The 11,794-nt window shown below is 46.1% G+C and carries 13 protein-coding genes; 6 read left to right on the forward strand and 7 right to left on the reverse strand.

What is annotated here, in order from left to right; genetic code table 11:
• Positions 1 to 43: 43 nt before the first annotated feature.
• The 3 genes from hemG to NL643_RS19245 are packed head-to-tail and all read right to left on the reverse strand — an operon-like array spanning position 44 to position 2,708.
• Entirely contained in the window at positions 44 to 571 is a 528-nt protein-coding gene (gene hemG, locus NL643_RS19235; protein WP_005378894.1) for a menaquinone-dependent protoporphyrinogen IX dehydrogenase, read from the reverse strand.
• A gap of 9 nt (positions 572 to 580) precedes the next feature.
• Positions 581 to 2,038: a TrkH family potassium uptake protein gene (locus NL643_RS19240; protein ID WP_006743175.1), complete on the reverse strand. Its 1,458-nt coding sequence runs from the start codon at positions 2,036 to 2,038 to the stop codon at positions 581 to 583.
• 46 nt (positions 2,039 to 2,084) lie between these two features.
• Positions 2,085 to 2,708, reverse strand: a complete 624-nt coding sequence (locus NL643_RS19245) for a YigZ family protein (RefSeq protein ID WP_005378891.1) — start codon at positions 2,706 to 2,708, stop codon at positions 2,085 to 2,087.
• Between the two features lie 261 nt (positions 2,709 to 2,969).
• Here NL643_RS19245 and fadB point away from each other — a divergent pair, with 261 nt between their 5' ends.
• From fadB to NL643_RS19260, 3 genes are all read left to right on the forward strand, one after another.
• Positions 2,970 to 5,141: a fatty acid oxidation complex subunit alpha FadB gene (fadB, locus tag NL643_RS19250; protein WP_253644993.1), complete on the forward strand. Its 2,172-nt coding sequence runs from the start codon at positions 2,970 to 2,972 to the stop codon at positions 5,139 to 5,141.
• Between the two features lie 14 nt (positions 5,142 to 5,155).
• The gene (gene fadA, locus NL643_RS19255; protein ID WP_253644994.1) at positions 5,156 to 6,331 is read left to right on the forward strand and encodes an acetyl-CoA C-acyltransferase FadA; all 1,176 of its coding nucleotides are present in this window, start codon (positions 5,156 to 5,158) and stop codon (positions 6,329 to 6,331) included.
• A gap of 281 nt (positions 6,332 to 6,612) precedes the next feature.
• Positions 6,613 to 7,593 (forward strand): MDR family oxidoreductase, encoded by a 981-nt coding sequence (locus tag NL643_RS19260; protein WP_047010269.1) that lies wholly within the window; start codon positions 6,613 to 6,615, stop codon positions 7,591 to 7,593.
• Between the two features lie 51 nt (positions 7,594 to 7,644).
• On the opposite strand, the gene NL643_RS19265 is transcribed toward NL643_RS19260, so the two are convergent.
• Positions 7,645 to 8,589 carry a LysR family transcriptional regulator gene (locus NL643_RS19265; RefSeq protein WP_253644995.1) on the reverse strand — a complete coding sequence of 315 codons (945 nt, stop codon included), beginning with the start codon at positions 8,587 to 8,589 and terminating at the stop codon, positions 7,645 to 7,647.
• A 166-nt stretch (positions 8,590 to 8,755) separates the two neighbouring features.
• Positions 8,756 to 8,938 (reverse strand): hypothetical protein, encoded by a 183-nt coding sequence (locus NL643_RS19270; RefSeq protein WP_046874581.1) that lies wholly within the window; start codon positions 8,936 to 8,938, stop codon positions 8,756 to 8,758.
• A gap of 133 nt (positions 8,939 to 9,071) precedes the next feature.
• Here NL643_RS19270 and tusA point away from each other — a divergent pair, with 133 nt between their 5' ends.
• Positions 9,072 to 9,320 carry a sulfurtransferase TusA gene (gene tusA / locus NL643_RS19275; RefSeq protein ID WP_005394130.1) on the forward strand — a complete coding sequence of 83 codons (249 nt, stop codon included), beginning with the start codon at positions 9,072 to 9,074 and terminating at the stop codon, positions 9,318 to 9,320.
• A 42-nt stretch (positions 9,321 to 9,362) separates the two neighbouring features.
• Here the strand turns inward: tusA and NL643_RS19280 are convergent, their stop codons facing one another.
• Both NL643_RS19280 and NL643_RS19285 read right to left on the reverse strand, forming a co-directional pair.
• Positions 9,363 to 9,623 (reverse strand): hypothetical protein, encoded by a 261-nt coding sequence (locus NL643_RS19280; RefSeq protein ID WP_031780377.1) that lies wholly within the window; start codon positions 9,621 to 9,623, stop codon positions 9,363 to 9,365.
• Between the two features lie 206 nt (positions 9,624 to 9,829).
• Positions 9,830 to 10,384, reverse strand: coding sequence for a TMEM165/GDT1 family protein (locus tag NL643_RS19285; protein WP_253644996.1), 555 nt, complete (start codon positions 10,382 to 10,384; stop codon positions 9,830 to 9,832).
• Between the two features lie 162 nt (positions 10,385 to 10,546).
• On the opposite strand from NL643_RS19285, the gene NL643_RS19290 reads away from it, so the two are divergent.
• Entirely contained in the window at positions 10,547 to 10,690 is a 144-nt protein-coding gene (locus tag NL643_RS19290; RefSeq protein WP_012841258.1) for a hypothetical protein, read from the forward strand.
• A gap of 178 nt (positions 10,691 to 10,868) precedes the next feature.
• Positions 10,869 to 11,786 carry a glycine--tRNA ligase subunit alpha gene (glyQ, locus tag NL643_RS19295; protein ID WP_253644997.1) on the forward strand — a complete coding sequence of 306 codons (918 nt, stop codon included), beginning with the start codon at positions 10,869 to 10,871 and terminating at the stop codon, positions 11,784 to 11,786.
• Positions 11,787 to 11,794 lie beyond the last annotated feature (8 nt).

The raw sequence follows: 11,794 nt of genomic DNA on the forward strand, positions 1-11,794 counted from the left end.
CGGATAAATTTGCATCAAAAGCAGTCAAAAGAGCACGTTATTTCTACAGTTCTCTGAATTTATCTGCGAAAAGAGCCACTTTTTCCCAATTGGTGTATTCCACTTCTTTGGTCGTATCGGTTTCGCCACCTGTCATCGACATAATGAACCTAATCATAGTTCTGTCGAACCAGCTGTAACGTGGGTAATAAAGTGCACCAGCAAAAACACCGATTAGCGTTGGTTTCCAAGGAGACTTAATTAGAAACTTGCGAATGTAAGCACTACCTTCAGGTGTATCCTTTCCTTGGTCCTCTTTACGAGCGGTTAGGTTTACGCAGAAAAATGCCACTTTATTTTGCTCCAATTGATTGAGATTTCGCTCAATAAACTGGTATAGCTTTTTATTAAGATGACCATAACGAATAGAGGCGCCTATCAACACTCTGTCGTATTGACTGAAGTCAATCGTCTCGACATTATGTAAATCCACCAGCTCACAATCGAAGTCTGGAAGTTGTTCATCTATATAGTGGAGAATTTTTTTAGTCTGCCCTTCGCGGGAAGAGTATAGAAATAATGCTTTTGCCACGATTTCCCCTTAGCTACGCCAAAATGTCGGCGTAAGTAGAATAAGTAAGGTAAAGATTTCCAAACGACCAAACAGCATAGAAACTATCAATACCCATTTTGCTTTGTCGTTAACATCACCAAAGTGAAGCGCCACTTCCCCCAGGCCTGGACCGAGGTTGTTCAGAGTTGCAGCCACCGCAGAGAATGCACTGAGCTCGTCCATCCCTGTAGCAATCAAGCCCAACATACAAACCACAAATACCAATGCGTACGCGGAGAAGAAACCCCAAACCGCATCGACAACACGTTGCGGCAGAGCACTACCACCGACTTTGATGGTGTAAACTGCGCGAGGATGGACCAAACGTTTTAGTTCACGCGCACCTTGTAAGGTAAGAAGCAGGATACGAATCACTTTCATGCCGCCGCCTGTTGAACCAGCACAACCACCGATAAAAGAGGAGAACAATAGCAGTACAGGTAAGAAGAGCGGCCAGTCCGCAAAACCTGTCGTTGTAAAGCCCGCTGTTGTCGAAATTGACACGGTTTGGAACAGTGCCTGATCGAAAGCATCGTATGTCGATGTGTAAGAGTGATGTTTCAGTAATAATAGAAAGCAAATGACAAATAGCAGCACTTGAATAAACAAGAAGGCGCGAAACTCAGGATCTTTCCAGTAATACTTGGGATGAACACCACCCGATGCAAATGCAGCAAAGTGCAGTGTGTAGTTACATGCAGATATAAGCAGAAAAACCACGGTAATTAGGTTAATCGCGTAACTATCAAAGTATCCGATGCTGGCATCGTGGGTAGAGAAACCACCAATGGCAATGGTGGAAAAGCTGTGACTGATGGCGTCAAATGGCGTCATACCAGCTAACCAAAAAGCCGATGCACAGGCGATAGTCAGGCTCAAATAGATGTACCAAAGCGCTTTAGCGGTTTCTGCTATGCGCGGCGTCACTTTAGTGTCCTTTACTGGGCCAGGGATCTCAGCGCGGTAAAGCTGCATACCACCAATACCCAACACTGGCAAAATCGCCACCGCTAATACGATGATCCCCATACCGCCGAACCACTGCAGTAACTGTCGATAGAATAGAATTGCTTTAGGTAACTCATCCAAACCAACAATAACGGTCGCCCCAGTCGTCGTGAGAGCAGAAAACGATTCAAAAAACGCATCTGTCACTGAGACGTTCGGGTTGTCAGCTATTAGAAAGGGGATCGAGCCTGCGCTGCCAAGTACTGTCCAGAACAGAACGACAATAAGAAAGCCATCTCGAGCTTTAAGCTCGTGCTTATACCTGCGGTTTGGGTACCAACAAACGGCCCCACAAAACAGCAGAACAAAAAATGTCGTGACAAAAGGCACACCTGCACCATCTCGATAGATCAGCGCAACGAGTGCTGGCGCAAGCATAGTGACACTAAAGAGTGCGAGCAGTAGCCCGACGATTCGAATAATTGAACGAAATTGCATGGATAAATTGACTAGCGAAGCTGTCCCTGTGGCTTCCTGTTTTTCATTATTGTCCGTCTAGCGGAGTGACAATTGCCTTTGCCCCGCTTTTATTGATGATTGCTTGGGTAAACGCGCTCACTTCTCGAAGCTCAATTTCCACCACTAATACCACCTGATCGCTGTATTCAGCCTCGACTTCTATCGCACCAAATTGCGGCATGATTGACTGTGCGATCGGCATAAACCCATAGTCTAACGTTAGTCTGAGCTTTGTGGTTATTTTTTTCTCAATAGTTTGAAGCAGCTTGAGCGCTTGTTGTACCCCACCCCCATACGCTTTAACCAAGCCGCCTGTACCTAACTTGATTCCACCAGAGTATCGCGTGACCACTGCCGTGATCTCCCCCACCCCAGAGCCAGACAGCTGCGCCAAGATCGGTTTGCCTGCAGTTCCGGACGGCTCCCCATCATCACTAAAGCCCCACTTCATCGAATCTTCTGGTCGACCAGCAACAAAGCCCCAACAGTTATGTCTAGCATCAGCGTGTTTAGCTTTGATTTGATCAACAAATGCTTTTGCAGCTTCGATACTTGGCGTGTGTGCCAAATAAGTAATGAAGACGCTCTTTTTAATTTCTTCTTCAAATTGAGCGGGCTCTGCTGGAATCAGATAAGGCTTGTCATTCATAGGATTATGGATTCAGGTCTATTTGCCTGAAGTCTATCACGAGTGTGATTTACCCGTCGCATAAGATCTGCCACAGCGCACAATGTTAAACACTTGTTTAAAAAATGTATTGAAATTAGACAATCCACGATCCAAACTAACTTTACTGGTCAAACCAGAACAAAAATAAAACGACTTCCTCGATACCTATTTGCCGAGGTACACGGCGTCGTTGAAATAGGTATACAGACAATCCACGATTGTATGTCATGGAGATAGACAATGATTTACCAAGCCGAAACCCTACAGGTAAAGGAAATACAAGATGGTATTGCAGAGCTAAGCTTCTGCTCTCCAAAATCCGTCAACAAACTCGACCTAGCGACATTAGAATCGCTAGATAAAGCTCTTGATGCACTCATTGCCCATCAAGGCCTCAAGGGGTTGTTGCTCACTTCAGATAAAGACGCATTCATTGTAGGCGCAGACATTACCGAGTTTTTAGGTTTGTTTGCTAAAACGGATGCCGAGCTCGACCAATGGCTGCAATTTGCTAACAGTATCTTTAACAAACTAGAAGACTTACCCGTTCCGACCATCTCAGTGATCAAAGGCCACGCTCTTGGTGGCGGTTGTGAATGTGTGCTAGCAACAGACATGCGTATTGGTGATAAAACCACCAGCATCGGCCTACCAGAAACGAAACTGGGAATCATGCCGGGCTTTGGTGGTTGTGTACGCTTACCTCGCGTTATTGGCGCAGACAGCGCAATGGAAATCATCACCCAAGGCAAAGCATGCCGAGCTGATGAAGCATTGAAAATTGGCTTACTCGATGCAGTTGTAGAGACTGATGCTTTATACGAATCAGCACTACAAACTCTTAACTCTGCAATTAACGAGAAACTTGACTGGCAAGCACGCCGAGCACAGAAAACATCTCCGCTAACGCTGAGTAAGCTTGAATCAATGATGAGCTTCACCATGGCGAAGGGGCTGGTGGCACAAAAAGCAGGTCCTCACTACCCTGCCCCAATGACAGCCGTTATCACGATTGAAGAAGGTGCTCGCTTTGCACGTAATGAAGCGTTAGACATTGAACGTAAGCACTTCGTGAAATTGGCTAAATCGGAAGAAGCAAAATCACTCGTTGGCCTATTCCTTAATGATCAATACATCAAAGGCATTGCGAAAAAAGCAGCGAAGTCAGCAAGTAAAGACACGCAACGTGCAGCCGTATTAGGTGCAGGTATCATGGGTGGCGGCATTGCTTACCAATCAGCGCTAAAAGGTGTGCCAGTCTTGATGAAAGACATCGCACAAGCGTCGCTCGACCTAGGCATGACTGAAGCATCTAAGCTGCTGAATAAACGCTTATCTCGCGGTCGCATTGATGGCTTTAAGATGGCGGGTATTTTAGCGTCAATCACACCGAGCTTACATTACGCAGGTATTGAAAACTCTGATGTGATTGTTGAAGCTGTCGTTGAAAACCCGAAAGTAAAAGCAGCAGTTTTAAGTGAAGTTGAATCCCATGTCGGTGACGACACCGTTATCACCTCAAACACCTCGACGATTCCTATCAACCTATTGGCAAAATCACTAAAACGCCCAGAAAACTTCTGTGGTATGCACTTCTTCAACCCAGTGCATCGTATGCCTCTTGTTGAGATCATCCGTGGTGAGCACACCTCTGATGAAACCATCAATCGTGTTGTGGCGTATGCTGCGAAAATGGGCAAATCACCAATTGTCGTTAATGACTGCCCAGGGTTCTTCGTTAACCGCGTATTGTTCCCATACTTTGGCGGCTTCAGCATGCTACTTCGTGATGGTGCTGACTTTACGAAAATCGACAAAGTCATGGAGCGTAAGTTTGGCTGGCCGATGGGACCGGCGTACTTGCTTGACGTAGTCGGCATTGATACCGCGCACCACGCACAAGCTGTGATGGCTGACGGTTTCCCTGAGCGTATGGGTAAACAAGGTCGTGATGCGATTGATGCACTATTCGAAGCAGACAAATATGGTCAGAAAAATGGTAATGGCTTCTACAGCTACACCATAGATAAAAAAGGTAAGCCGAAGAAAACCTTCTCAGAAGATATCTTGCCGGTGCTCGCTGACGTTTGTGCCGATAAGCAGGACTTTGACGATGAGACCATCATTCAACGTATGATGATTCCAATGATCAACGAAGTGGTGCTGTGCCTTCAAGAAGGCATCATCGCGACTCCTCAGGAAGCAGACATGGCATTGGTTTATGGTCTTGGTTTCCCTCCATTCCGCGGTGGCGTATTCCGCTACCTAGACAGCGTGGGTATTGCTGAATACGTTGAAATGGCAAAACAACACGCCGAGCTAGGTGCGATGTACCAAGTACCGCAAATGCTGATTGATATGGCGGCGAAAGGTGAAAGCTTTTACGGTGCACAACAGCAAGGTTCTATCTAAGGAGGGATTCTAAAATGACTAATCAAACAAGAAATGTTGTCGTAGTCGATTGTCTACGTACTCCAATGGGTCGCTCTAAAGGTGGTGCTTTCCGTCATACACGAGCAGAAGATCTATCCGCGCGCCTAATGAAGGGTATCCTTGCGCGTAACCCACAAGTGAACCCAAGCGAGATTGAAGACATCTACTGGGGCTGTGTACAGCAAACACTAGAGCAAGGCTTTAACGTTGCACGTAATGCCGCGCTACTCGCGGGCCTGCCGATTGAAATTGGCGCTGTGACGGTTAACCGTTTGTGTGGCTCATCCATGCAAGCGCTGCATGACGGTACACGTGCGATCATGACTGGCGATGCTGAAATCTGCCTAATTGGTGGCGTTGAGCACATGGGGCATGTGCCGATGAACCACGGGGTAGACTTTCATCCTGGTATGTCAAAGAACGTAGCAAAAGCTGCGGGCATGATGGGCTTAACGGCTGAAATGCTTGGTAAATTACATGGCATTAGCCGTGAGCAACAAGACGAGTTTGCCGCGCGCTCTCACACTCGTGCGCACGCAGCAACCGTAGAGGGTCGCTTTAAAAACGAAATCCTACCAATTGAAGGCCATGCGGCTGACGGTACACTGTTTACTCTCGACTATGATGAAGTGATTCGTCCAGAGACAACAGTTGAAGGTCTGTCTCAGCTTCGTCCTGTGTTTGACCCAGCAAACGGCACAGTAACAGCCGGTACATCATCAGCGCTGTCTGATGGTGCATCAGCGATGCTGATCATGAGCGAAGAGAAAGCCAATGAGCTTGGCTTGAAAATTCGCGCACGTATTAAGGGCATGGCGATCGCAGGTTGCGATCCATCCATCATGGGTTACGGTCCGGTACCGGCGACGAAAAAAGCGCTCAAGCGTGCCGGTCTTTCAATTGAAGACATGGATGTGGTTGAGCTAAACGAAGCATTTGCAGCGCAGTCTCTGCCGTGTGCTAAAGACTTAGGTCTGCTTGATGTGATGGATGAGAAGGTCAACCTTAACGGTGGTGCGATAGCATTGGGTCATCCACTAGGCTGTTCTGGTTCACGCATCTCAACAACGTTGATCAACCTAATGGAAGCGAAAGACGCGAAATACGGTCTAGCCACCATGTGTATCGGTTTGGGTCAGGGTATAGCGACCGTATTTGAGAGGCCTTAACGCTTTGAGTGAAGTAGGCTCAAAACGACGATGGTCGTAGTGATCTACTCAACAACCAGCATGAAATGAATAAATACTAAAATAATTTAGTATTACACTTAAGGGCGACATCAGATGTCGCCCTTTGTTTTACGCCAAACACAGTAAATATGCATACAAAGCATACATGAAATGAGTAACTTTCATTTTATTCATAGATAGAGAAGACATAGACTTATAGACAGTTAATATCTTGCTGTATGTGGCAACTGAGTCACGCTAACGCAATTTCGGAGAACCTTATGTTTAATGCTCTAGTTCTAAACCAAGAAGACAAACGCACTATCGCTAGTATCGAGCAAATCGATGAAACACAACTGCCGGAAGGTGACGTTCTGGTTGAAGTCGATTACTCATCGTTGAATTACAAAGATGGTTTGGCGATCACAGGTAAAGGTAAAATCATCCGTAACTTCCCGATGGTACCTGGCATTGATCTAGCGGGTACGGTTGTAAGTTCTGAAGATTCGCGTTACCAAGCTGGTGACAAAGTGGTCTTAACTGGCTGGGGCGTGGGTGAAAACCATTGGGGTGGCATGGCTCAACGTGCTCGTCTAAAAGCGGATTGGCTAGTGCCACTACCAAAAGGTCTAGACAGCAAAAAAGCAATGATGGTTGGTACTGCTGGCTTCACTGGTATGCTATGTGTTCAAGCACTGCTTGATGCAGGCATCAAACCTGAAGCTGGTGAAATCCTAGTAACGGGCGCAAGTGGCGGCGTAGGCTCGGTAGCAGTAACGCTCCTAGCGCAGCTTGGCTACAAAGTTGCAGCAGTGACAGGACGTGTAGAGAAAAACGGTCCGCTACTTGAAAAACTAGGTGCTAGCCGCATCATTGACCGTACTGAATTTGAGGAACCAGCACGTCCACTTGAAAAGCAAGTATGGGCAGGTGCGGTAGACACCGTCGGCAGCAAAGTACTAGCAAAAGTATTGGCGCAAATGGATTACAACAGTGCAGTCGCCGCTTGTGGTCTTGCAGGTGGTTTTGATCTACCAACTACAGTGATGCCGTTCATCCTACGTAACGTTCGTCTACAAGGTGTGGACTCAGTAATGTGTCCAACAGAGAAACGCATCGCAGCATGGGAAAAACTGGTTGAACTACTACCAGACAGCTATTTCGAGCAAGCATGTACTGAAGTAGAACTAGCAGAAGCACCAAAATACGCAGAAGACATCACCAACGGTCAAGTAACAGGTCGTGTGGTTATCAAGCTATAAACACTGACTCAGCATAAACAGACGAAGAGCCGGCATTGCTGGCTCTTTTTGTTAGCAGTTTAATCCCATATCTTCGATACGCTTAGCTATTAGACGGCTACATTCTTCACGCACAATCGTTTTTAACCATTCTTGAGCAGGAGAATGCTCGCAACGCGCATGCCAAATCATCGAGTATTCAAATGGAGTAAATTGGAAGGGTAATGGTTTCACCACCAAATCATAACGCTCGGCAACCAGATACGCCAAGTCCGCTGGCACTGTGATGATAATTGGCAAGGTATCCATGATCGCCAATGCAGCTTCTAAATGGTAAGCACGCAGAACCATTTTACGCTTAGGCTTCTCAATTAAAGCTTGTTCGATCAGTGCCTTAACACCATCACTGATGGCGATCATGGCATGTGGATGGCTCAGATAATCATCCAAGCTCATTTCTTTATCCGCTAATGGATGCTGTTTTGAAAGCATACACAGCACCCCCACTCGCCCCAACACTTCACTGCGTAGCGGCTCCACCGGGCCAGTTGGGCGACAAATGGCGAGATCGGCCCCTTCATAAGTCAACTGATCGGATAAACGGTCATGCTGCAAAGGCAAAAAGTTAAACGACACGTTTGGCGCTTCTTGGTAAATTCTCGGCAAAGCGAACGGTAAGATCGTTTGCATGGCATAGTCGGTGGTCACGATGTTGAAAGTCTGTACGCATTGCAATGGGTCAAACTCAACCGGAGATAACAACTGACGTAAAGACTCTAATGGCTCGCCTAATGAGCGATCGATCTCTAACGCTTTCTGAGTTGGGATTAAATGCTGCCCCTGACGATTAAACAGCGGGTCTCCCAATAAGTCACGCAGACGACCAAGCACACGACTCATTGCCGATTGACTCAAATTCAGACGTGTTGCCGCCTTACTGACACTGTTTTCTTCTATCAGTACTCGCAACGCAACCAGTAAATTTAAATCTCGGCGATAGATGTCTTCCAGTTCCACGAATTAGCCACTTATTTTGTATGTGTTTGGGTAAATTGTACTCTTCAGGCAAAAAAAATCCCGCCTTTCAGCGGGGAAGCCCAAGAAAAATGGGGATAGTGTCGGAATGAAGTGTCGGTAAAAATAGGTGAGCGTTATTAAAGTATTCTGATCGAAGCAAAAAGCGCTAATTTTCTTGCTCAGATGCACCTGACCATTTGCGCATCTCGATCCAAATCCCAATAATAGTGGCAATCATACCTACAAGAGGCATCAAAGAGGTGTCAGCTGGCGTTCTGAGTACCAAAGCACAAAACGAGATAAAACAAAGTACGGAGTAAATCGTAAGTCTGTCTAACGCTGTTAACATTGCCTCTCCCTTGCCAGTTGTTACCAAATTGTTAATTTAAGGTAAAACAAAAAATTCCGTTTGCCAAGTGGTTATTGAATATTTTTTCAACGAACGTAGAATTCACCGCTAAGTTAGTTACGAGAATCACACTATGAGCTTTAATCCTGAACTGGCAACAAAGACATTAGAGGCGGAAGGACTGCGCTGCCCAGAGCCAGTGATGATGGTCAGGAAGACAATTCGCAACATGCAAGATGGTGAGATTTTGCTGGTCAAAGCAGATGACCCATCCACGACTCGAGACATTCCGAGTTTCTGCCGTTTTATGGATCACCAATTAATTGCAGCACAAACGGAGCAAGTTCCGTATCAGTACCTGATCAAGAAAGGATTGGAATAATCTGGTCGAATTAAAAACGGCAGCCGATTGGCTGCCGTTTGTTTATTCATCGTATTCGAGTGTGCGAACTTCTGATTGGAGCTTGTTGAGTTGTTTTTTCATTGCCCGCATCTCTTCATGCATAGGAATGATGTGGGCTACGCGAATCCACGCCTCTACTGTTAACCCAGTAAGAACGAACGATCCTGCCACAATCGGCAACCACATATCAGTCAGTACCATCGCTAACAAGCACAGCGCCAAACCAAAGGTGAATAAATAACTCTGACTCTTTGGGGTCATCCCCATGTAACGTGTAAGCATAAACTTGCCCTCTCGCTATCATTCACACCATTAAACTACCATGACAAGTATGACACTAATATGTCATCCGTCACGCTACGGAGCGATTTTAAGTCAGAGTTTGAGCCACGCCACTAATTCGCTAGTTATTGATTATTTGCACCATTTTAACGATTGTTCGCGGATAACATTTTCCATTTTCAGGCTGCGTTATCCGCCTAAAAACATTAAAAGAAGGCCGCACCAATCGCCAACAACACGAACAAAATAGCGGTGATTTTACGAATCAACCCCAGGGGCATCTTGTCTGCTGAAAGCTTACCAATTAACACCACAGGCACGTTTGCCAACAGCATACCAATGGTCGTGCCAAGTATGACCCAACTCAGCGCATCCGCATACTGCGCGCCTAGGATAGAAGTAGCGATCTGAGTTTTATCGCCAATCTCAGCCACAAAGAAAGCAATAAAGCTGGCAATGAAAGGACCTCGGTTTGAAATCTGTTCGTCTTCATCCAACTTATCAGGAATCAACACCCAAGCCGCCATCGCGACAAAACTGACCACCAGCACCCACTTTAAAATATCAGGTGATAAATAGTCAGCGACAACCACACCTAACCATGCAGCCAAAGCGTGGTTGGCAATGGTTGCCAAAAAGATTGCTGCAATAATTGGGATCGGTTTGCGGTAACGACTTGCGAGTAATAGAGATAGCAATTGGGTCTTATCGCCAATTTCTGCTAACGCTACAGTAGTAATTGAAATAGCTAAAACGCTCACGACATGCTCATTGGGGCAGGGATTATTATATTTAACCAAAGACAAACCTCACGCCCCTACCCCGGTTCGTGATGATTTGTCTAAGGTCTTGCTAAACTTGAAAGGCTTCAAGTCTCGAACGCCATGGTGATTTTGCACCAATTATGTTGACGGACGAACCAGATGAAACAGAAACTTCATCAGGTAAGCTACTCCCCAAAGACAGGCGCAATTCTAGCCACCTTTGTTGCGCTTCTCAAGAGCCAAAGCAGGCAAAAACTCCCTTTTAAGAAAAATACAGCAGATAACGCGGTAAAAATTCATTAAAGGAGAAAATCGCCCACGAATTAATCAAGATTAGCTCTACTCCCATGCTCAATATCTGGTTATACTAGATTGTTAATTTATTCAACCGTAATTACTCTTTATCGCCGTTGTTAGAGTTGAAAAACTCGGCATAGATGACGAATTAACGAGTAACAAGAGAATCGCGCGAACCTGACTTATGCAAAAATACGATATCAAAACCTTCCAGGGAATGATCCTCGCGCTGCAGGATTATTGGGCTCAAAATGGTTGTACCATTGTTCAACCGCTAGATATGGAAGTGGGTGCGGGTACCTCTCACCCAATGACCTGTCTACGAGCGCTTGGCCCAGAGCCAATGTCGACAGCTTACGTACAACCTTCACGTCGTCCTACTGATGGCCGTTACGGTGAAAACCCTAACCGTCTTCAGCACTACTACCAATTCCAAGTAGCGCTAAAACCATCGCCTGACAATATTCAAGAGTTGTACCTTGGCTCCCTTGAAGTTCTTGGTATTGACCCTCTTATACACGACATCCGTTTCGTAGAAGACAACTGGGAAAACCCAACACTAGGCGCATGGGGTCTAGGCTGGGAAGTTTGGCTAAACGGTATGGAAGTAACTCAGTTTACGTACTTCCAACAAGTTGGCGGCCTTGAGTGTAAACCAGTCACTGGCGAAATCACTTACGGTATTGAGCGTCTAGCAATGTACATCCAAGAAGTAGACTCGGTTTACGACCTAGTTTGGAACATCGCACCAGACGGCAGCAAAGTAACTTACGGTGACATCTTCCACCAAAACGAAGTAGAGCAATCGACTTACAACTTCGAGCACGCAGACGTTGAATTCCTATTTGGTTTCTTCGAGCAGTGTGAGAAAGAGTGTAAAGAGTTGCTTGAGCTTGAAAAGCCACTGCCACTACCTGCTTACGAGCGCATTCTAAAAGCTGGTCACGCATTCAACCTACTAGACGCGCGTAAAGCGATCTCAGTAACTGAGCGTCAGCGTTACATCCTGCGCATCCGCGATCTGACTAAGTCAGTAGCAGAAGCATACTACGCATCGCGTGAAGCTCTTGGCTTCCCAATGTGTAAGAAAGAACAAGCGTAAGGGGTAGA

The sequence above is a fragment of the Vibrio sp. Y42_MX_L11 genome (assembly GCF_024181785.1).
GTDB classification, from domain to species: Bacteria; Pseudomonadota; Gammaproteobacteria; order Enterobacterales; family Vibrionaceae; genus Vibrio; species Vibrio diabolicus.